This window comes from uncultured Roseibium sp. (assembly GCF_947499295.1).
Lineage (GTDB): Bacteria > Pseudomonadota > Alphaproteobacteria > Rhizobiales > Stappiaceae > Roseibium.
The window spans coordinates 806,288-827,917 of sequence record NZ_CANMNP010000001.1; the positions used below are offsets into that span (position 1 = coordinate 806,288).

Below are 21,630 nucleotides of genomic sequence, written 5' to 3' on the forward strand. Positions count from 1 at the left end.
GGCTCAAACGAGGGCGAGCAATTGTGAATCAGTTTGCAACGAATTCAAATCGTCAGTTTCTCACCCCAGCATCCAGTTCAACACAAGCCGCCAATCCGTCATGCGAATGGGCGTTCCGTGGGTGCCGGTGTCGAACAGAGTGAACTTGATTGGATAGTTCGGTGCTCTGGATTTGATCTGCTTGAAAAAATTCGCCTGGTCTTCCCAATTATAGACCCGATCCAGCGTGCCCTGCCCCATGTAGATAGGCACATTCCGCGACAGCGCACTGGACCCGAGGAAATTCGGATCCTTGGGCGAGCCAAGCAGCATGATGCCGCTGAGCAAACGCGAGTAATTGCCGTTTCTCACAAGGTTCCAGCAGATAATCCCACCCATTGAACCGCATGCGACAACGACCTTTGCGCCTGGTGAAATCTGTTTCTGGTATTCGATCAATGCGGCGACATCTGCCGTTCCGCGTTTGTCGAAGTTCTTGATATCAACCGTCAGATAAGCGCCCCCGTTGCGCACCATGAGGTTCTGAATACGGTTGAAGTTGCCACCAAAGGACACATCGTTCATGCCCTGAAAGCGGTTTCCGCCCTGGCCATGAATGTAGATGACAATAGCCTTTGCACCGCCCTTCCATTTGCCGGTTCCCATATACTGGACCGTCCGACCGTTCGCGCTTAACTCGGCGCTGCCGCGCCCCCTTTTGGGCTTATAGGATACGTAGTTGCCATAGACCCGGCGTTCATCGACTTCGTCCCGGTCACGCAGGTCTCTCTGCTTTGAATATTCAACGACGATGAAGTCGCCATTATAAAGCGTTTCATGGACTTTCTTGTAACGGAACAATCGGTCCTTATAAGGTTTCAACGCTTCGGCATTTGCAGCAAGAGACCCTGTCACCAGGAAAGCCGCCGTCGTTGCAATCGTCAAAAGTTTGTGCCGAATTGTCATGTCAGTCCTCAAGGAACCCTGGAAAAGTTTCGCAACAGAATCTTAGCGCCAAGGTAGCCTTTCGGTCCTTTTGCCGCAATCGTGCTCAGACCGGCGGCATGATAAAGTTTTCCTGAATTAGGTCTGCCAACCGCCTGTGCGCAGCGCCAGGCTGCGGGTCCAGACCAGGCAAAACCCTCTCGAAACACGGACCATCGTCTGGTCTCTGATCTTGCTAGATCGGTTACCTGAAAGAAACGCAAAGCAATGCAGTCAGACCAGTTCAGACCCAAATGCCTTGAAGGATTTCAGAGCGTATCGCTCCCCAAGGGTGCATCGGTGTTTCGGGCAGGAGATCCATGCCGCAACTTCTATTTGATTGAAAGCGGTTCGGTACGCGTCGATCTTGTTAATTCGGAAGGCAAATCGATCCTTCTTTACCGCATTGGCGCCAACGAGACCTGCGTGCTGACCACATCATGTCTGATGTCGCACGAGAACTACAGCGCGGAAGCGGTGACCGAGACTGATGTGACTGCTCTGGTGGTCCCAAGAAGCGAATTCCAGGCCCGTCTTGCCTCATCGGAAGAATTCCGGGATCTGGTTTTCAGGTCCTTTTCCTCGCGTCTTTCCCGCTTGATGGCCAAGGTCGATGAAGTCTCGTTTGCGTCCCTCAACAGCCGCCTTGCCAAGCGGCTGCTGGAATTGGCAGGCAAGACAGACCTTGTCGAGACCACGCACGAACGCCTTGCGCAAGATCTCGGGTCTGCCCGGGAAGTGATCGGCAGAAAGCTGACGGACTGGGAAAAACGGGGACTGATTGCCCGACACAGAGGCAGTATCGATATTCTGTCACGCCCGGCGCTCGCCGTTCTTTGCAGCCAATGTGACTAAGTCACAGACACCTTTAGGCACTCAGATTTATGTCTGACTCATCTTGAAGTCAGGAGACATTCCATGAGCATTGCCAACGTAGGTTCACTCGACCGCATCGTCCGTATCGTCTTGGGCGCCGCACTCATTCTTGCCCCCTTGCTCGGCTTCATCGCCGCTGCTTCGTCAACCCTCGGGATTGTGCTGATGATTGCAGGTGCGGTTCTGATTGGGACGGGTTTCATCAGTTTTTGCCCGATCTACCGGATCATTGGTGCCAGCACACGGTCCAACTCCTAAGCCGTCGTGAAAATTTCCGAACTCTTTAGCCTCTTTGCAAGGTTCGACCGGCTATCGCCTCGAGACGCCTACGAAGGCAGTCTTCGGGGTGACGTCGTTGTCATTGATGTTCGAACGCCAAACGAATGGCAGGCGACGGGAAGTCCAAAGACAAGTCATCGCATTTGCAAGAATGACAAGGACTTCGAGCAAGAGGTCTTGAAACTCCTTGAGCCCGCCCCTGAGACCACCCTGGCCTTAAGTTGCCTGTCTGGAAGCCGCGCAAAGTCGGCAGCTAAGCGTCTCCAAAAAGCGGGCGTAAAAAACCTGAAGATTGTCGAGGGAGGAATTTCCAATTGGGTGAAAGGCGGACTGCCCGTCGACACTTGAACCGGGCTTCGGTTTTGGGAGTGCGTATCAGACTTCCCTCTTTCAAGATCCATTTGATCCATGACGAGATCGACATTCCTTGAAAGCACACTCGGTTTTCTGCCTTGGGGCAACTATCAGCCACCCGAGTTCCGAAAATAGTTTTCTGTGAAATACAAGCGAACTCACGGTTTCTTTTTGGAACATGGCGATTAATCACGATGCACCCCTGCAAATTGTAACTAGAGTTTTTACCCCTCTTATCCACATTCATTAACAGCCACTGAATAACTCCGTCGCAAAATGCGAATTTAAGAATTTGGTAACCATAAAAATCCAAGACTGCCAGATAGATAGGACCCCATAAGGCCCGTCTTAGAGACAATGCACGGCAAGTTCAGGAGAACCCAAATGCCAGTCATTTCCTTCGCAAACGCAAAGGGCGGCGCCGGGAAAACCACAGCAGCGCTTCTACTGGCGACAGAAGTCGCCGCCCGGGGAAAGCGTGTCACGATCTTCGATGCCGACCCGCAAAAGTGGATCTCGAAATGGCACGAGCTGCCGAAGAAATGTCCTGGCATATCGGTGATCAGTGAGATCTCGCCCGCCTCCATTACAGAGCAAATCACCTATGCAGCGGAACATTCCGATTACGTGGTGGTCGATCTGGAAGGTACAGAGAACCTGGTCGTTGCAAATGCGCTGTCTGTCTCGGACCTTGTGGTTGTTCCAATTCAAGGCTCTTCCATGGATGCGCGCGGCGGGGCCAAGATCCTGACGCTGATCAAGAAGCTTGAAAAGATCGTTCGTCATGACATCAAGCACTGCGTGGTTTTGACACGCACCAATGCCGCGGTTACGACCCGGGCCATGAAAGCGGTACAGGATTTTCTGGCAGCCCAGAATATCGACGTCCTGATGACGCCGATTGTTGAACGTGCGGCCTTCCGCGACCTGTTTGAGTTCGGTGCCGGTTTGGCGGAACTTGATCCATCGGTGGTCTCCGGCGTTAAAAAAGCTCGCGAAAACGCTGCCCTTTATGCGGCCGAAATTCTGGAACGCGCAATCACGGTGCCCAAAAAGCGTTGGTACAACATCTTCAAACGCGCCAGCTGACCTCAGCCAGTCTAATGAGAAACCTGAAGCCGGGCTCACCCGGCTTCTTTGCATCCAGGACCTGTCGGTGATTGATCCACATTGCCCGGGAAACCCGCTTGCATTGGCCCTCCTCCCACAGTCGCGCTAAGGTTTGACCCGACTCAGATCCGTTTGGCCAAATGCCAGCGATCGGACGGGAGGAACGTCATGACTTTGGCTCGACTTCGCACAAGCCTTGCTCTGGCCTGTTGCGCTTTGCTGATCGCTTGCAGCCCCGATGAAGGCAACATAGCACTCGGGACCCTTGAACGAGACCGTGTAGCGCTGACTGCCACTGCCAATGAGGTTCTGGTTTCCCTGCCGGTTGCACAAGGGACCTTCGTCGAAAAAGGGACGATCCTGGCGCAACTCGATCCGGGAGAGCAGCAGGCGATCGTCAACCAGGCACGTGCCGAGGTTCAAAAGGCGCGCGCCAATCTGATCAAATTGGAAAACGGGGCGCGTGAAGAGGAGATCGCCAAGGCCCGCGCCAATGTTGCCGGTGCCAAGGCCGAGCTGGTCGATGCGGAAGCCTCATTCAAGCGCTTTCAGGATCTGACCCAAAGGGGGACGACGAGCCAGGCGCAATTTGACAGTGCCAAGGCCACGCGAGATGCGGCCAGCGCCAGCCTGCAAAGCGCTGAGCAACAGCTGAAAGAACTGGTGACCGGAACGCGTCCAGAAGATCTCGATATTGCTAGAGCAGAACTTGAAGCTGCGTTGGCGAGCCTTGCCACACAGGAAAAGATCCTGTCCGACCTGACCATCACCGCAAGCCGCGACGGCGTGCTGGACAATCTTCCCTGGAACCTGGGTGAGCGCGTGACGGCCGGCAGTCCGGTCGCAGTCATGTTGGCAGGAGCGGCTCCCTTTGCCCGCGTTTACGTGCCGGAGCCGCACCGGGTCAAGATCAACGAAGGCGACAAGCTGGAGATCAAGGTGGATGGCCTTGATGACCCGATAGAAGGTCACGTTCGATGGATCAGTTCCGAGCCGTCCTTCACACCCTACTATGCGCTTAATCAGTCGGAACGCGCACGGCTGATGTATGTGGCAGAAGTTCAACTTCCCGACAGTGCAAGCGATCTGCCCAATGGCGTGCCTGCACAGGTCGTGCTGCCGTGATGGTCGCAGACACCGATATTGTCGTCCGTGCCGAGGGACTTGTGAAAAAATTCAAGGACTTCCGCGCGGTCGACGGGTTAGATCTGACCATAGAACGCGGCATGATTTATGGATTTCTGGGTCCAAATGGCTGCGGCAAGACAACCGCCATGCGCATGTTGACCGGGCTGCTCACACCGACCGAAGGAAGCGTCGAAGTCCTTGGACTGTCGGTCCCCAAGGATGCGGAGGCCCTGAAATACAAAATCGGTTACATGACGCAGGCCTTTTCGCTTTATGGCGATCTGACGGTGCTGGAAAATCTCCGTTTCATGGCCACCATCTACGGATTGACGGGCGCAAGGCGCAAACAGCGGATCAATGAGGTCATGGACCGCTATGAGTTGAGCGACCTCAAGAACCGATTTGCCGGCCGGATGAGCGGTGGCCAACGTCAACGCCTCGCATTGGCAACCGCTGTTTTGCATGAACCTCAACTGCTGTTTCTGGATGAACCGACCTCAGCGGTCGACCCGGAATCCCGTCGGCATTTCTGGGAACAGCTCTTTGACCTGATTGAAGGCGGAACGTCTATCGTCGTTACCACCCATTTCATGGATGAGGCAGAACGGTGCCACAAGATCGCCATCTTGGAAGCCGGGCAAAAGCGGGCTGACGGCGCTCCCAAGGACCTCATGGCCGAAATGGGTGCCAACGTGGTGGAAATCGAAGGGCCCAACTTGCGCGACATCCGGCGTCACCTGCTGGGTGCCGATGGCATCGTGGCCGCTGCACAATTGGGTGCGCGCCTTCGTGTTCTTGTCGAGACAGGCATTGCGGATCCTGAAGCCTTTTTGAAAGCCAGGCCCGAAACCGACGGTGCAACTCTGATCGAGAGGGTACGCCCGAACCTTGAAGATGTCTTCGTAACGGCGACCGGAGAAGGCCGCCAATGAGACCGCTCTCCCGCATTGCCGCAATCTTCTTCAAGGAACTCAATCAGTTACGGCGAGACAGGATGACCTTTGGCATGGTGATCATGATCCCGCTCATTCAATTGGTTCTCTTTGGCTATGCCATCAACACGAATGTCCGAGATATCCCCGTTGCTGTAGTCGATCACAGCCAGACCGGGCTCAGCCGGGTTCTCATCCAGATCGTTGAGGCAACGACAGTTGTGGAAGTCACAGAACGGCTGAATTCGATCGAGGAAGCAGAGCAGGCAATCAAGTCAGCGCGCGTACGAGCAGCCTTTATCCTGCCCGAAGACCTCTCGCAGCGCGTTGCGAGATCGCCTGCGGCAGGACTTGGCACACCAGCCTCAACGGATGAGGAAACCAGTCGTCCGGTCGCCCAGTGGATCGTCGACGGATCTGACACCATGATCGCCGGCGCTATCAAATCCCTGCGCAGCATGCCCTTGTCCGAGCTCAACCGTCAGCCCCCGAACCGCTCGACACCGACCTTCGAAGTGGCTCTTTTCTTCAATCCCGAACAACGCACCGCCATCAATATTGTGCCGGGTCTCGTCGGGATCATCCTGACCATGACGATGATCATGTTCACCTCTTCAGCCATCGTTCGCGAGCGCGAACGCGGCAATATGGAAATGCTGATCAATACGCCGGTTCGGCCGATGGAATTGATGATCGGGAAAATTATTCCCTATGTTTTCATTGGCCTCTTGCAGACGGTGATCATTCTCGGTCTAGGGCACCTTCTGTTCAGTGTGCCATTCGGTGACAAGACGCTGGACCTTTTTATCGGCACGTTGCTGTTTATCGGCGCCAGCCTTTCTCTCGGCCTGGTAATGTCGACCATCGCCCAGAGCCAGCTCCAGGCAACACAGATGACCGTATTCGTGCTGTTGCCCTCGATCCTGCTGTCCGGTTTCATGTTTCCCTATGAAGGCATGCCGCTGGTCGCGCAATATATCGCAGAGGTGTTTCCCGCGACCCATTTCATGCGCATGATCCGGGGCTTCGTACTTCGCGACGCAAGTCTATTGGACCTGCACCGCGATGTGATCTGGATGTGCGGTTTCTTCGTGCTGGGCATGCTTGTCGCAGCCTTGCGTTTCAAGAAGCGGCTGGACTGACGGCCGCGATGTTATTTCGGCTGTGGACCGGCGTCGAAACGGGGGTTGGCTGACTTGAGGACCGGTGTCTTGTCGGAAACATTTTCACGGCTTTCGCGCCAGACAACGAATATGCCGGACAAGATGATGATCGATGAACCGATGCCGACGTAAATGTCAGGCGTTTCGGCGAAAAACAGCATGCCGAACATGGTTGCCCAGAGGATCTGGCTGTATTGCAACGGAGCAACCACAGCAGCGGGGGCGGCCTTATAGGCGGAGATCATGAAGAACTGCGCGATCACAGACAAAAAGCCCACGGCTGCCATCATGGCCAGATCCGGAAGCTGGACCGGAACATAGACGACGGGCAGTGTCATGGACATCGCCGTCATTGCCAGGATCATCGGATAGAGGATCAACACGGCCGGACGTTCGCGTCCACCGATCTTACGGACCAACACCGTCGAGAGCGAGTTGGCAAAGGCAGCGGCCAATGCTGCTCCATGGCCCAGTGACAGCTCGGTGACACCGGGACGCAGCACGACAAGAACCCCAATCAGGCCGACAATCACAGCGGCCCAGCGTTGCGCCCGCACGGTCTCACCCAGCAAAGGGACGGAAAGCGCCGTTATCAACAATGGCATGGCAAACAACAGCGCGTAGACTTCGGCCAGAGGCAGAGCCGTGAACGCGTAGAAGCCACAGGACATAGCGATAATTGCAAGCCCTGCGCGGGTTGCAACAAGCAGCGGATGCCGCGGCCGGAAATTGTCGACCGCCTTGTCCGCCAGCATCATCATCGCCATTGGTACAAAAGCGAACAGCACAGAAAAGAAGATTATCTGAAAAACCGGATAGTCAGCACCCAGCGCCTTGATAAGCGCGTCGTGAGACGAAAACACACCAAATGCAAGCAGCGCGGCAAAAAGGCCCTTGAGCGTTGCAGACATGGCAATGCCCCTTTCAGATATCTGACTTCAGCCTGCGACTCTGCAGGCGTCGCGATTTAGAGAAAGTCGGCGCTGTACGGCTGAGCCAGTCTTGCGCCAGAGGCCCTCCGAATGCTGGCCTTGAAATTGATATCAGAAAGCGCCGAATTCCCAAAGGGCAGACCATTTGAATTGCCTGAAAGAAACTGCCGGATAGAGATCGCGGCCTTCAGTTTTAGACAAACACTCGGGCAAGTGCTGCCACGGCAAGTGCTGTCGCAGCCCGTTTCGGGCCGGCAAATTCAGCCGCGGTCTGACCTGGCACCGTCAAATCAATCCGATTCAGATCAGAAGCATCGATATGGTCGAGATCCGCGGATTTTGCCGCTTCTTCTGCGGAAATGCGGATTTCGTCAAGCATGCGTACCAGACCCTGCCAAATATGGATGGGCGGCGCTTCGTCCGTGCTGCACCAGCGAACAATTTCATTCTCAGATACATCAAGAGCCGCCGCGGCCTCAGACGGCGTCAAGCCGATGTAACTCACCATATCACTGAAATTACTCATCTTTGTCCCCAAGACGCCATTGCGCCCCAACACCTACCGCACCATACTGCACTGCAATATGGCAAAAATCCAGCGCTAAGCTGGAAGTCAGTTAACTCCTGCTCCGGCAAAGGAATTTGGGGCAGCATTGCCGGTTCGATTCTTGCAATCGGACTCGGTACTTCTAGCAGGTCGCTGGTGACGGAATCCCAAGACAGACTCCGCCGAACAGCCAATTATCTGAAATATCAAACGAAAATTGATATCGGTGGAAAACGATCACCCGCGTAAACCTTCCGTTCTGTTGATGATACCTTTGAAAAAGCAAATCAACCTGAACCACCACGGGCTGGAATCCCCTCCCCGATCACTGAAGATGCTGCCGGACCTCTGAATGAAATTCAAAGGAAAATCCTTCATTGCGATTGTGTTGTCGCCGGAGCCGCCCTTTGATGCCTGGTTCCAGGAAATCGACCGCATCATCGCCCGCTCACCGGGCTTTTTCATCGACCGGCCTATCATTCTGGACGTTCGAGGCAGCAAGATCCCGATAGATGATCTGGAAGAGCTGCTGTCGGGGCTGTCGGAGCGATCCGTCAGGGTCATGGGCATCGACGGGGTGGCCGGAACCCGGTTGAAGCCCGGTATGCCGCCCAGCTTTTCCGGTGGCCGGCTGGCATCCGATGTCGAAGTGCCTGAGCCTTCTTCGGCTAAAAACCCGACAATGAAAGCAGAAGATACGAAAAAGGCGGCATCCGCGACGTCGGAAACCCCTGATGCGCAAAAGTCTGCTCCGACGGTTCAAAGCAAAGACGCCGCTTCTTCAGGTGATGAAAAGGCAAGCGCCGCTGCAACAAATTGTGCTGCCGAGAAGATGACGGGTCCGGCAAGCATTCCCAGCGGATCCTCGATTGTCGTGACCGAACCAGTACGGTCCGGTCAAAGCATTCTGCATCCGGAAGGAGACGTCACTGTGATCGGGTCCGTCAGTTCCGGCGCTGAAATTATCGCAGGTGGCTCCATTCACGTTTACGGAGCGTTACGGGGGCGCGCACTTGCAGGCGTATCCGGCAAAGACTGCGCACGCATCTTCTGCTCGAAACTGGACGCGGAGCTGGTCTCCATCAATGGACTTTACAAAGTCGCGGACGATTTCGACGGAACCTTGCGCAACGCGCCAGCTCAGATCCGCTTCGAAAACGAAACCCTGGTCTTTGAAGCACTGAACTAACCACGGTGCCGCAGTCCAATCAGGCGCGGCGCAGACAACAAACGGGACGAACACCATGAGCAACGCCACTGTCGTTGTGGTCACGTCAGGCAAAGGCGGAGTGGGTAAAACCACCACAACCGCTGCTATTGCTTCGGCGCTTGCCAAAGAAGGCTACCAGGTCTGCGCGATCGATTTCGATGTCGGTCTGCGCAATCTGGACCTGATCATGGGGGCCGAGCGCCGCGTCGTCTTTGATCTGGTCAATGTTGTACGAGGCGAAGCTTCGATCAAGCAGGCCCTGGTGCGGGACAAGAAACTCAACAATCTCTATCTGCTTCCAGCTTCGCAAACGCGAGACAAGGACGCGCTGACAGAAGAGGGCGTTGCCAGCGTCATCAGCGAATTGCGGATGTATTTCGACTGGGTGATCTGCGACAGTCCGGCCGGCATTGAGCGCGGCGCGACCCTTGCGATGCGCCACGCCGATGAAGCAATTATTGTTTCCAATCCTGAAGTCTCTTCCGTGCGCGACTGTGACCGGATCATTGGCTTGCTCGATGCAAAAACAAAAATTGCCGAAGACGGCGGCCGGATGCCAAAGCATCTCATGATCACACGCTATGATACGGAACGTGCCAAGTCCGGCGATATGCTGGAGACAGACGATGTCGTCGACATCCTGTCAGTGCCTCTCATCGGCGTGGTGCCGGAGAGCAAGGACGTGCTCAAGGCTTCCAACGTCGGATTGCCGATCACCGTGTCGGACGAAACCTCACCGGCCTCCAAGGCATATATGGAAGCCGTGCGACGGCTGCTTGGCGAAAACATTCCGGTGACCATTCCCGAAGAGAAGAAAAGCTTCCTCGGCAAGCTCTTCAAAGGGAGGGCCGCATGAACCTTCTGAGCCTCTTTGGCAAAAGAGGCGCTAGCGCCTCGGTAGCCAAGAACCGGCTGCAAATTCTCCTCGCGCATGAACGGGCGGATAACGGTTCAGACGCGGCACTGATTTCCAGTCTTCGGGAAGACATTCTTGCAGTCGTCGCCAAGCGGGTCGACATCGACCCGGACTCCGTCAAGCTTGAAATGGACAGATCCGGAGATGTCACCACACTTGGTATCGACATCGAACTTCCGGCGGCGCGCGCCTCTTGAGGGCATCTTCATGACCAGAGACTGACCGGCCCTTCCGGCCGGTTTTTCTGTTCTGCATGAAGCATTGTTTTTGGTGATGAAGACAGCATCCCACATCGGTATCCGGTCGACAGAGACCACTGCGAACTGCCTTTCCAGGTGTTACCCACATTTACGTCGCTAAAGTTGACCAGAGACGGGCAACCAGATCCGGATTGCCGCTCGTTTGACGAAGGAAGTTCACCCTTCACTTTCCATGCCGCGCGGCAATGCTTGATCCTGCTGAAAGACCGCAACTTAAGATGCCGAACACTTCCAGCAAGCACTTCATTCAAATGAGCCCAAGATGTCGTTTGGATTTAGACACTGGACCATCTTGAAACGACCGCTATACGATCGTGTTTGTTTCGACATTGCCACTTTTCAAGCCCGCTTGCACAGCGAAATGCTTCCGAGATACAGGAGCGAAACTTCGACTTGTTCTTGAGACTGCGAAGGGCGAAAAAATACTGTTGCAACGGCCAATCGAGGTTACCCGGTGGCAGCTCTGGTCTGGTCTGCCCGAAATTTTTCCAGGGGCGTACGGCTAGCTGCAATGCCCTCACATATTCTGGTGGGTCCAGCCAAACGAGTGCGTCAGCCTGTGCAATAGCTTGTGATAAAAAGCCAGGGCCTCCTTCAAGTATCCATGCGTCTTTCTCAAGCGCTCTCGCAAGGGCTGTTTCGATTTCGATTCTAGTTCGTTTCTGCCAGTTGGTTTGGAGCTTCATTTCATCGATCGAGATCACTGGGACATCTGGACGGGCCTTAGCCAATTTGCTCGCGAAGAGGCTTTTGCCAACGCCGTTGGCTCCGGTGATGATGATCTTCTTCAATGAAGTCTCAAGTCTTTGGGAAATTGAGGTGCAACAAAGCGGTTGGCCCTTCAAATGCAAACTGCATCTTTGTCCGCAAATGAGACATAACCCACCGCGTCGTACATGAAAGGTAGCAGATCGAAGGTGGCCATCACAAATGTTGAAAACGCGACTTCGCCAAAATGAGCTCATTGATGCAACCGGTTTTGCATTCTCCGTCGCCATGAAAACAACGCGCCCACAGCTGTTCGATCGTAAAGACATGAGTCGCTCCAAACTGCCCGGCCGCCAGGACCTTTGTTGCACTGCGGAACCGAAGGTGTATGTTTTGCACCTCAAGTTCAAAACAAAGGAGTGAATACGGCATGCTGGTCCAAGACACCGCGGCGACGAGTGCACACACAATCGAAAGCGCGGAGGACCTGTCATCGATCGCATTCGGATTCATGGCATCCAAGTCTCTGTTTGCCGGACTGCACGTCGATATGTTTTCAGTTCTCGCAGACGGTCCCAAAACGGCCGAACAATTGGCTAAAGCCACTGATATACCGGTCAATCGCATCGTCATTCTAACGACAGCGCTTGCCAGCATTGGCTTGCTTGCAATCGGTGACGACAAAAGGATCTCAAATTCTCCTGCAGCGCAGAACTTTCTCTCCAAACAGTCGCAATATGACTTCGGAGACTATCTTCGCCATCAGATCGACCAGCAGATGTATCCATTCCTGCTCCAGCTGAACGCCGTCATAAAAGGCGATTTGTCCGACGATGCCATCGCTTCCTATAGCCACTGGATGACGGACGAAGAGCAGGCTTCTGTCTATTCTGAAAGCCAGCACGCAGGCTCGCTCGGACCGGGTCGGACACTTGCACGGAAAGTGGATCTTGGTGACACGGAAACCCTGTTAGATGTTGGCGGCGGGACCGGCGCCATGACGATAAGCCTTTGCAACGAATATGAAAACTTGCATGCAACGATCATCGACTTTCCGAACGTCGCTGAAATTGGCTGGCGTTTCATTTCCGAGGCCGACCTGGTTGATCGCGTCCGGTATATTCCTGGCAATGCCATCGATGTTCAATGGCCCAGCAATCAGAACGCCATCCTGATGTCCTATCTCATGAGCGGTGTGCCGGGTGACGATGTGGAAGGGCTGCTAAAAAAGGCGTCCAATGCACTGTCTCCAGGCGGCAAGCTGATGGTGCATGATTTCATGGTCGAAGAAGACCGGCGTGGACCCGCCCTTGCCGCTCTCTGGCAGCTGCAGCATATGGCGTTTACTCCGGAGGCCCGCTCGCTGTCTGTCGGATGGCTGACGGACGCAGGCAAAAAGATGGGCTTTGAGGTCGATATCGTCGACAATCTCATTCCCGCGATGACCAAACTGGTTGTTTTTGTGAAACCCTCTTGATCCAGAGGCACCATGGTGACGTTGCAACTGCACGAAGAACCACTACAGAACAACTGGCTGGATGCTTATGGCCACCTGAACGAGGCCTATTACCTGGTCCCGTTCAGCAATGCGACGTGGAAGCTACAAGATCACTTTGGGTTCGGAACGGACTATTTCGACAAGACCGGTTGCGCACTCTACACGCTCGAAACGCATTTACGGTATGTTGGAGAAGTCCGTGCACCTGCAACTCTCAAAATAGAGACCGCCATACTGGGGGTGGACGCTAAGAGATTGCATGTTGGTCACACCATGCTGTGCGACAGCCGTGAATGCGCCACGTTCGAATGCATGCTTTTGCACTACGACACAAAGGCAGAAAGGTCTGCTCCCTTCCCGAACGCAGCCAGAAGTGCCCTGCAGGATTCAATCCTGATGCCAACGCCTGATTGGGTTGGTCAAGCCTTGCGAAGACTGGTCTGAAGCTCGCTGGAAGTACACATCTGCATCGACGACATTCCGCAATTTGTTTCGTTCCGTGCAAATTTACATGATCAGCTTTGCTAACCGCCCTTCAGCTCAAGCAGTTCATCGGTATAGACAGCCATCTGACCCCGACCGCGCCTCTTTGCAGCATAAAGGGCCACATCAGCTTGTCTGAGCAATTCAGAAGGTTGCGTTGCAAAAGCGATGCCTATGCTCGCTCCAAATTTGCAGACCACATCGTTCAATTCCATGGCTTCGCTGAGGTGCTCGATTATCATGCGCCCGAGTTTATTGATCCGTTCTTTATCGGCCCTTGAAAAGACGATAACGAACTCATCTCCCCCGATGCGCACAACAGCGTCATCATCGCCGGCAAATGCACGCAGTGACTTGGCGACGTGTTGAAGCACCAAATCCCCCATTTCATGTCCGTGCTCGTCGTTGATCTGCTTAAAATCATCCAGGTCGAGATAAAGGAGCGCGTAACCATCGCCCAAGACCTCCTGTGCCTGCAATTCGGACATCTTCTCATCCAGGAAGCGCCGGTTCCCAAGCTTTGTCAGAAAATCACGCTGCACCTGCTCGGCAAGCAGTTCCCTTGAATGTTCCGCCTCGTGTTTGGCCTCTGCCAAATCCCGTACAATTGCCGTCGCCCTGTGAACATAGAGCCGCGCAGTCAACAATGTACATATGAAGACCAGAAGGACACCGATGGCCATCAAGGGCAACAATCGGATGCCTGGTAATGCAGGGTCCCAAATCAGATATCCCAGTTCAGTTCCGTCAACCGTTGAGAGTTCGAAGCCTCCTTGCCAATAGGTCGGCATGGAAGAGGACAAGCGCAAGTTTGGAAGGCCGTACTTTTCACTCAACGCGGCCAGTTCGTTGCTATCAAGCGGTTGCACAAAGACAAGAAGGTGGTCTGTTCGAATATCCACATCGTCATAAGTCGTGAGAACAATCGCACTGGCCATTGAGAGGTCGGTCAGATTTCCAATTAACCCGGAAACTGGCTCGGGTGCTGTAAACGCATTGCCCCGTCGCGCTTTTTTCAGAAGCGGCGTGAGGCCGCTCTCGTACTGGGACAGATCAAATTCAGCTATCGCATCATTCAAGATTTGAAGTTTTGGACGGTTGTCACCATCCAGTACATGCAGAGCTTCGACCTGAAGATTTTCCTGAAGATAGTCGACAAAGGTTTGATCCACCCACTGAAGATTCAAATCCTTCACCAGGTTCTCGACGGCACTGTCCCAATACCCATACTCAAGGACTAATGTTTCAAGCCGTCCCATGCGGTCGATCAGCAAAGCTTTGAAGACTTGCTGAGACTGTTCGACAGAATTCCGGTCGAGCGACCGTGTCAGAAACGCGACAAAGACCAACAAACTGACAGCACCAATCAAGACCGTCGCCCAAAACGGTCTGGACAGTCGGCGAATTTCTGCTGCCTGGGCCTCAACTCCAACTGATGGAGTTGCAACAGTTGTGCTGCGGCCGCCTGATTGGTCAGAAAGAGACAAATTCACTCTCTCTACAGATCTCATTCAACCATGCTCGGGATTTAGTCCCTAAAGCTCACTCAAAGTAAGAATTCTTAGACTTAGCATGATTTTTTATCTAGTTAATTCAATCATCTTACTTACTAACAGAGGACTTTCAATAAACTCCAGCAATAAGAATTACTAACAATACTTGCCTATGAAAATTAAACAAAATAATACGTATTATTACCAATAAAGTGACTTTTAGTTTTTAGCGAAATCAACATCGCTACAACTTGAAATTACGATATTGGTTGAAAGGTATCTCTTTAAGCCGAGCATGTGGGCTGAGAGCAATGCAATTCAGCGCTGCGGTCCCAGGAGCGCGATGTCTCTCTCCGCCAAGAAGAGATTTGAATAGAGGTTTGCAATCCACTGGCGGCCGGACGCCGTGATTTTCAAATACTGAATAGCCTTTTGAATATAGGGCGCGACGCTGTTCCAATAGAATTGAGGATATTTCAGAACCAGATCCGCTGGGGTGTCGTAGCCGAGCTGTTTGTTAAGGCCCGCCTCTTCAAATTCGAAATAGAGGGCATTGGCCTTGCGGATGTAATGCGGATCGCCCAGCTGACCGATGAAATCTGCAGCGCGCACCAAAGTGGCATCTTCACCGAGCGTTTCATTGTCGTCCGGGAACTTGCTTGGAAATCGTGATCCCTCAACCGCATCGGCGATCCGTTGAGGATCGAGCAAACCGGTGCCGGAGATCCGTTCAAAGATATATAGCTGCGACCGGTCAACGTGGTACGGCGTCAGCGCAGCATCAGACGCCCCACGCGCCAATTGAACCTTTTTCCCTGTATCATCTACGACAAAGCCCTCAGCATCGTCGCCTGGCAGAATGCCGCGTACATAGCCGATATCATGCGTCAGGCAGGCAACAATCACATGCGCATAGTCTGTTGGCGCCATGTGGGTGTGCAATGCACGCCCGCGCAAGATGTCATGACCGGCCAAAGTGACCAGCATTGTGTGTTCAATATTGTGGTAGAGCGCATCGCTGTTGCCGATGCATTCCATGGCAATGCGAGCAATGGAGGGCACCAACTCGGCCAGTTCCGGATCTGACTTGCCGAAACGGCGCTGCACGTAAGCGGTCAAAAAATCGCCGAGCGCGTCGGCCGCAAGTCCCGGCACTGTCAACATTGGAGGCGCTTTCCCTGCCTGATAATGTCGAAATCAATTCATGCACTACAGTTTGGCACGTTGCCGCGCTGTTATGTCAAGCAAATGTCGGCGCTTGGGTCATTGTCAGGCGAGACCAGCGCCAACCTTGTCTTGCTTCCACGCGGCCTGCCCGCGATTTCCTATAGTTCCTCAAACGTCCGAAAGGCCTTCCGATACCGGTTCAGATTTTCCTCGGCATAGGCCGCAAAGTCGAAGTCGATTTCAGAATGATGCTCAGACACCATGGACCACATTGCTTCTCTCATGAGCGCTGCGCATTTCATCGCGTGATAACGCCTGACAAGCAATCCGTCCGGCGAATGGCCATAGTAGATCTCAAGCGCGAGCGCTTCTTGTTGCGGCAAAAGTGAGTTGTTCGAGGCAAGCCCAGCCAGATCGAACAGAGGTGAGTTAAATCCGGCATAATCCCAGTCAATCAACCAAAGGCGTGTGCCGTCATCGATCAAATTGGCCGCCAGCAGATCATTGTGACTGAAAACCATCTGGATCAGACCTATGGTTTCTTCCAGGTGGCTCGCCTGCCACTGCAATTCCGGCAGCATCGGCACATATTTGCTCCCGTCATCGCGCAAGATCCGGTCATAGTTGCGAAGGATGTGAAACACCCAGAAGGCCATGACCGGCCCTTTCAGGAACCGGGGCACGTCGTGGTGACAGCGGCGCAACAGATCGACCGCGCGCTGCAGCATCATCGGGTCTTGCAGGTCGTCGACCGCAAGCGTGCGCCCGTCGATGAAATCAAGGACGATGGCATTGTCCTGTGCATAGTGAACTGCCGGCGACAAGCCGGCATCGAACGCAGCACGACTGGCGGCTATGTCATTGAAGCGCATGATCTGGTGCACCGGGATATCGCCGCCAATCCGAGCAACGAAGGTGCGCCCGCCGTCCTTCACCTTGTAGCTCGTATTGGTGATCCCGCCGGAAAGGGGTTCCGGGTCTATCGGCCCTGACCAGCAAGGCAGATCGAGGACGATTTCAAACGGCTGTTCAATCAACGCAATCTCCAGTCTATACCAAGCGTATCGAAGGCGTCCCGCGGTGGAAATGATGTGCCGCAAATCCGGCTGGCAAAAGTTGCTTCCTCTGGCCCCTCGATTTCGGCGGCCATTCTCGACGGTTGCTCAAAACAGCACCTCCCGTTTAAGCTGATTTATGGGGGAGTGATCACGTGACTGCACGGAAACAGGAATTTGATCTCGCTGAACTTGAAGCCTGGCTTTCAAAACAGCCCCGACACGTTGCGGCGGCTATCGCCCTGCGCTGTTCCCTGCGTGCAGTGCCGCTTCTCCTTTTGCAGCTCGAAAGCGACGAGACTGCCGATGCAGCAATCCTGAAAGCCTTTCGCCAAAACAACGCTGTGTTTGCCTTTGTCTGTTCCGGTGGCGATGTCGGCCGCTCTTCAGGGCTAACCTCTGCCGGTCAGGACACATCAAGTGAAAACCCTGCTGTCCTGAGTGGATACCAGAGCGCAGATTCAGCATTCGCCTCGCCGGAAATAACAAAGGGTTCGATCGATCCCCGGTTCGAAGAAACGGCAGATGACGCGGCCCGGATGCTGGCCATACGTGCCGCATTGAACGCAATCTACATTGATAGCGACTATAATGGTTCGGCATATGAAACAGACGTTGAGCAACTTTACGAGGGGCTACCTGCCGACGCCCTTGTGCAAAATGCGCTCTGGCCGGATGGACGCATGCCAGATGACGTCCTCAAAATGTGGGAAGAGCTGAAGGCATGGCTCCTGGAAAATGGTCCCAACTGGGACGTCTGGACGCTTTGGTACGAACAACGTCTGGCAGGTCAGGCGCTGCGCGACCTGACGCTTGAGATTGCGCGCATCGCCTTGCCTGAACCGATGTGGGCAGATGGCGCAAGAGCAGTCAATCCTGAAATCGCGAACCTGCAAGAGCTCTACGACAAAGACGGTCCAGAAGCCGTTGAAGCCCGCATGATCGAGCTTCATGGCCGGTCTTCTGCCGAGGGAAGCCAATCAACAAACAATGAGACGCAGGACGAAGCAAAAGCCACGTTCAAGGGGGAAAACGGCAAACAGGGTGCAAGCAATGGAACCGCCGCCCTTCCGCGGGTCTGGATCCTGCAGTTCAACCCGGAGGACTGGACATCTGCCCCGGATGTGATCAACACAGGTGAAACCTTACCCTGGAAGACCGCAAAAGCTCTTCCGGCGGAGATGCAAACCAATGATCCGGTCATCTATTGGAGAACCCGGTCGAACGGAGGGTTGGTTGGCACGGGCCATGTTACATCGACAGCACAGGATACACAGAGCAGAGATGACGGCCAGCGAACATTCGAGACCGAAGTTCACGAATTCGATCAAACTCGTCTGATTTCCCGGAAATCTGTCATCGAGGCAGCCGGAATAACCCGCAAGAACTGGCAAGGTGCAGTTCTGGCTTTGCCGGAAAGCCAGGCTCTTAAACTCGACGCATTTCTGCGGACACAAAACCGCCCACCATTGTTCAATGACAGCCAGCTTCAAGCAGTTGTTCAATCCAGCCCAGTGCAATCCGATTCAGAAGGATCAAATTCTCAAACGCAGGCCGGTCAAACAGGCACGGGAACCGGGCAAGGAGATGCTCTTGTCGAATCTGAAACAAGTTTCGCACCCGATGACGCTGAAACGGAACGTGACGATCTTGGCAGAGGCATTCTGGCAATTGCACTGGCACGGCGGCTCCACCTGATCTGGTGCCGTCTCAACGATGCCATGTGGCGGGAGGAGAAGGAAGCTGCCGGGTTTCCCCGTCGTCCGGTTTATTCCTCGGCATATTGGACAGGTGAAGGCGCTGAAGAATTGAGCGGCGCCGGCAGTGGTGCGGACCCAACTGAGCAGGCGGAAGGTTTTTCCGGAGACCGGTCACGCAACAACACGCGCGCGGGATTTGTACTGCACCTGGACGCGCCCTGGGGCGGTGGCAAAACGACGTTTGCCAATTTCCTTGCAAGGGTTCTCAACCCAACCGGCTACCGGCACGGCAAGAACTCGTTTTTATCCAAGAGATACGGCCATGCGGACCTGACCACCATTTTTCTCAGCGACCCGTTGCCGAAGGACGGCTCCATCACCGGGGATGGTCGGGATTGGCCGGACAGCGCGCGCAGACCCTGGATAGTGGTGCCTTTCAACGCGTGGCAGGCACAGCATGTTACACCTCCCTGGTGGGTCTTTTACCAATCCGTTCGCAAGCGTTGCTTTGATTCCGTAATATATGAAGGCTGGGACCCTGAAATCGTCGATGGAGAACCCGCCCGAAAACCGGACTGGTGGCAACGCCAGTATCTGCGTTTGCGGCTCTGGCTGCCGGAAATATTCTGGCGCCTGACAAGCCCGAAAATCGTGGCCTTGATCTCAACCGGGTTTGTCAGTCTGCTGCTTTTCTGGCTGCTCTATGTTTTTGGCATTTTGGAACTCAACACCAATGCCAAAGGTCAGGGCAGTCTTATGTTCAGCGTCGGGTCGGACAAGGGTTTCGGCATTGCGGACGGCATTGGCCTCATGCTGACCGCTCTGACGGGATTGAGTTTTCTCTGGGGTATAGGAGCGTGCTTCACAGAGTCCATTCGACCTGGCACCGACACACTTGCCGAGCGCCTTTCCCTTGGCAATGGCGACCCGTTCGAACGGTTCCGGCGGCATTTCTACAAGACAATGAAGCGTCTGAAACGTCCTGTCCTTGTGGTGGTCGACGATCTCGATCGTTGCAGCCCGGAATTCATTGTCGACCTGGTGCGCGGAATGCAGACGCTGTTGCGCAGCCCGCGCGTCGTCTTTGTCATTCTAGGTGACCGTGACTGGATCGAGCGTGCCTTTGAAGTCCATCACAAGGACATGAACAAGGTTAGTGTCGGTCCTGAACAGACTTTCGGTGCGCGTTTTGTTGAAAAGGCGATCCAGATGTCCTTTATCCTGCCGGGCCTTATCCCGGACAGGCAAAAGGACTATGTCCGGCGCCTGCTCCTTGGTTCCAAGGCCAATCTGGACGAAGCGCAGATCAAGACTTTTTCCAGCGAAACAACGCAAAGCCTGCGTGTCTTCTTTCAACGCGCCGTTCAACAGCCCACCGCGCCGGTGCTCGACAGTGAAGCCCTCAAGGCACAGGTTCGCAGCGAAGCGGCAACCGCATCGACCGGTTCTGGTTCTGGAGAAGAAACTGACGCAGGAGAAACCCCGACCACGGATTTGAAAAGTGCCCTTGAAAACACCGAGGCGTTCGATGAGTGGTTCAAGGACGAATTCACAATCCACGCGGCCTCCGATGAAGATGTTGAGGCAGAAATCTCCCACAGGCTCGAACCTTTGGCTGATCACCTTCCTGCGAACCCGCGCCAGATCAAGCGCATTATCAATGGCGTGACAATGTACAATGCTGTCGCGTTCAGACAACGCGACTGGCCACCTGACGATGAACGCTGGCTGCAGCTTGCCCGCTGGATCGTGATCATGACCGAGTGGCCGAAGACCTGGCGGCTATTGGCCTCTTATCCATCGCTGCCGGACCTGCTCGATGAACAAAACCCCAAACAGGCCTACAAGAAGCTTATGAAAAACAAGCTTTTTGCAGCTGAACTTCCAGGTTCTGAAGATGCAACGCTGGCGGAGATTGAGCGCATCAAAGGCGACGCCAAGTTGCTTGCTCTGATCCAGGGCGATGGCGATAGCGAAGAACTTAACCGCAACGCCATTGTCGATCTCGTCAGTCTCACACCGCTGCACAGCCGTGCCGCCAAGGCGGATGAGAAGTAGAATTGATTAGGCCCCGTCGCCCCTCAGCCCTCTTTCCTCGCGGTCATTACAATGCAGCTTGCGTTGTCAAGATACCAGGACCAATCCGATGCCAGATCTTGCCGGTCCGCAGGCAGCTTGAGCGGGTGCCAATTGATATCGGTGAGCCCCCCCGCCCTTAAGGCATCTTCGTGGTTCTGGCGGCTCCATTGCCAGATCGGGACTGCAAAATCCTTGATGACGAGCGCGAATTCAGGCGGATTGACGATGTCGTAACGGAAGCCTATCCGCCGCTCCATGTCATCTGGTGCATCGGTGAAATCATAGTCCGGGCTAATCGTGTAGGTGACAAACCGACCTCCAGGCTTAAGGTTCCGGCCGATGAACCGGCCCATTGCAGTCAGCTCTTCCACGCTGTTTGCATAGTGAAAGAGATACATGGCCGTGACGATGTCAGCCGGATCGGCCAGTGCGAAACCCGTATCCGATGCGCTGACCTGTTTATAGTCGACTATGTCGGGAAAGGCGTCCGGTTGGCCGGCTTCGTTCTGAGCCTTAGCACGGTCTAACATTTCGTTTGAAACATCCAGCCCCAGCACGTTCGCGGCACCGCCATGGGCGAGAACACGGGTCAGCCTGCCGTCGCCACAGGCTAGATCCAACACCTTCCTGCCTCGAACCTGACCGAGTTCTTCCAGGAACACCGTCCATTCCAACAACCGGTACGGGTTGTCGGAAAAGGCCTGTTGCAGATAGGGTGACGGGTTTTTGTCGTAGTCGGCCATGGTGTCCTTGCGCTACACGACTGAGAACATGACA

At 54.5% G+C, this 21,630-nt stretch carries 21 protein-coding genes; 13 read left to right on the forward strand and 8 right to left on the reverse strand.

Features of this window, described 5'->3' with window-relative positions; all coding sequences use genetic code 11:
* Window positions 1–60: 60 nt before the first annotated feature.
* The gene (locus Q0835_RS03860) at window positions 61–945 is read right to left on the reverse strand and encodes an alpha/beta hydrolase (protein ID WP_298815697.1); all 885 of its coding nucleotides are present in this window, start codon (window positions 943–945) and stop codon (window positions 61–63) included.
* A gap of 246 nt (window positions 946–1,191) precedes the next feature.
* Between Q0835_RS03860 and Q0835_RS03865 the strand changes: the two genes are divergently transcribed.
* From Q0835_RS03865 to Q0835_RS03895, 7 genes are all read left to right on the forward strand, one after another.
* Window positions 1,192–1,818, forward strand: a complete 627-nt coding sequence (locus tag Q0835_RS03865; protein ID WP_298958522.1) for a Crp/Fnr family transcriptional regulator — start codon at window positions 1,192–1,194, stop codon at window positions 1,816–1,818.
* A gap of 63 nt (window positions 1,819–1,881) precedes the next feature.
* Entirely contained in the window at window positions 1,882–2,097 is a 216-nt protein-coding gene (locus Q0835_RS03870) for a DUF2892 domain-containing protein (protein WP_298958524.1), read from the forward strand.
* A 6-nt stretch (window positions 2,098–2,103) separates the two neighbouring features.
* On the forward strand, window positions 2,104–2,466 hold the full coding sequence (locus Q0835_RS03875) for a rhodanese-like domain-containing protein (RefSeq protein ID WP_298958527.1): 363 nt from the start codon (window positions 2,104–2,106) through the stop codon (window positions 2,464–2,466).
* A gap of 390 nt (window positions 2,467–2,856) precedes the next feature.
* On the forward strand, window positions 2,857–3,561 hold the full coding sequence (locus Q0835_RS03880; protein ID WP_298815689.1) for a ParA family protein: 705 nt from the start codon (window positions 2,857–2,859) through the stop codon (window positions 3,559–3,561).
* Window positions 3,562–3,750: 189 nt separating this feature from the next.
* Complete coding sequence (locus Q0835_RS03885) at window positions 3,751–4,707, forward strand: HlyD family efflux transporter periplasmic adaptor subunit (RefSeq protein WP_298815687.1); 957 nt, start codon at window positions 3,751–3,753, stop codon at window positions 4,705–4,707.
* Window positions 4,707–5,642 (forward strand): ABC transporter ATP-binding protein, encoded by a 936-nt coding sequence (locus Q0835_RS03890; RefSeq protein WP_298816053.1) that lies wholly within the window; start codon window positions 4,707–4,709, stop codon window positions 5,640–5,642. The genes Q0835_RS03885 and Q0835_RS03890 overlap by 1 nt, the downstream gene beginning before the upstream one ends.
* Entirely contained in the window at window positions 5,639–6,784 is a 1,146-nt protein-coding gene (locus tag Q0835_RS03895) for an ABC transporter permease (protein ID WP_298815685.1), read from the forward strand. Before Q0835_RS03890 ends, Q0835_RS03895 begins: the two co-directional genes overlap by 4 nt.
* 11 nt (window positions 6,785–6,795) lie before the next feature.
* Here the strand turns inward: Q0835_RS03895 and Q0835_RS03900 are convergent, their stop codons facing one another.
* Both Q0835_RS03900 and Q0835_RS03905 read right to left on the reverse strand, forming a co-directional pair.
* The gene (locus tag Q0835_RS03900) at window positions 6,796–7,716 is read right to left on the reverse strand and encodes a DMT family transporter (RefSeq protein WP_298815683.1); all 921 of its coding nucleotides are present in this window, start codon (window positions 7,714–7,716) and stop codon (window positions 6,796–6,798) included.
* A 214-nt stretch (window positions 7,717–7,930) separates the two neighbouring features.
* Window positions 7,931–8,263 carry a hypothetical protein gene (locus Q0835_RS03905; RefSeq protein ID WP_298815681.1) on the reverse strand — a complete coding sequence of 111 codons (333 nt, stop codon included), beginning with the start codon at window positions 8,261–8,263 and terminating at the stop codon, window positions 7,931–7,933.
* 373 nt (window positions 8,264–8,636) lie between these two features.
* On the opposite strand from Q0835_RS03905, the gene minC reads away from it, so the two are divergent.
* The 3 genes from minC to minE are packed head-to-tail and all read left to right on the forward strand — an operon-like array spanning window position 8,637 to window position 10,607.
* Window positions 8,637–9,473, forward strand: coding sequence for a septum site-determining protein MinC (gene minC / locus Q0835_RS03910; protein ID WP_298958529.1), 837 nt, complete (start codon window positions 8,637–8,639; stop codon window positions 9,471–9,473).
* A 55-nt stretch (window positions 9,474–9,528) separates the two neighbouring features.
* A complete protein-coding gene (gene minD / locus Q0835_RS03915; RefSeq protein WP_298815677.1) occupies window positions 9,529–10,350 on the forward strand; it encodes a septum site-determining protein MinD in 822 nt (273 codons plus the stop codon).
* Window positions 10,347–10,607, forward strand: coding sequence for a cell division topological specificity factor MinE (gene minE, locus Q0835_RS03920; protein WP_298815675.1), 261 nt, complete (start codon window positions 10,347–10,349; stop codon window positions 10,605–10,607). Before minD ends, minE begins: the two co-directional genes overlap by 4 nt.
* 338 nt (window positions 10,608–10,945) lie before the next feature.
* On the opposite strand, the gene Q0835_RS03925 is transcribed toward minE, so the two are convergent.
* Complete coding sequence (locus tag Q0835_RS03925; RefSeq protein WP_298958531.1) at window positions 10,946–11,461, reverse strand: DNA topology modulation protein FlaR; 516 nt, start codon at window positions 11,459–11,461, stop codon at window positions 10,946–10,948.
* A 347-nt stretch (window positions 11,462–11,808) separates the two neighbouring features.
* Between Q0835_RS03925 and Q0835_RS03930 the strand changes: the two genes are divergently transcribed.
* The gene (locus Q0835_RS03930) at window positions 11,809–12,855 is read left to right on the forward strand and encodes a methyltransferase (protein WP_298815671.1); all 1,047 of its coding nucleotides are present in this window, start codon (window positions 11,809–11,811) and stop codon (window positions 12,853–12,855) included.
* A 12-nt stretch (window positions 12,856–12,867) separates the two neighbouring features.
* Complete coding sequence (locus Q0835_RS03935) at window positions 12,868–13,320, forward strand: thioesterase family protein (protein ID WP_298958533.1); 453 nt, start codon at window positions 12,868–12,870, stop codon at window positions 13,318–13,320.
* An 80-nt stretch (window positions 13,321–13,400) separates the two neighbouring features.
* On the opposite strand, the gene Q0835_RS03940 is transcribed toward Q0835_RS03935, so the two are convergent.
* From Q0835_RS03940 to Q0835_RS03950, 3 genes are all read right to left on the reverse strand, one after another.
* Window positions 13,401–14,846 carry a diguanylate cyclase gene (locus tag Q0835_RS03940; protein WP_298958535.1) on the reverse strand — a complete coding sequence of 482 codons (1,446 nt, stop codon included), beginning with the start codon at window positions 14,844–14,846 and terminating at the stop codon, window positions 13,401–13,403.
* 324 nt (window positions 14,847–15,170) lie between these two features.
* Window positions 15,171–16,016: a metal-dependent phosphohydrolase gene (locus tag Q0835_RS03945; RefSeq protein ID WP_298958537.1), complete on the reverse strand. Its 846-nt coding sequence runs from the start codon at window positions 16,014–16,016 to the stop codon at window positions 15,171–15,173.
* Window positions 16,017–16,177: 161 nt separating this feature from the next.
* A complete protein-coding gene (locus Q0835_RS03950; RefSeq protein ID WP_298958539.1) occupies window positions 16,178–17,056 on the reverse strand; it encodes a choline kinase family protein in 879 nt (292 codons plus the stop codon).
* A 173-nt stretch (window positions 17,057–17,229) separates the two neighbouring features.
* Between Q0835_RS03950 and Q0835_RS03955 the strand changes: the two genes are divergently transcribed.
* Window positions 17,230–20,832, forward strand: a complete 3,603-nt coding sequence (locus tag Q0835_RS03955; RefSeq protein ID WP_298958541.1) for a P-loop NTPase fold protein — start codon at window positions 17,230–17,232, stop codon at window positions 20,830–20,832.
* A 23-nt stretch (window positions 20,833–20,855) separates the two neighbouring features.
* Here Q0835_RS03955 and Q0835_RS03960 read toward each other — a convergent pair whose 3' ends face one another.
* Complete coding sequence (locus Q0835_RS03960; protein ID WP_298958543.1) at window positions 20,856–21,596, reverse strand: class I SAM-dependent methyltransferase; 741 nt, start codon at window positions 21,594–21,596, stop codon at window positions 20,856–20,858.
* Window positions 21,597–21,630: the final 34 nt, after the last annotated feature.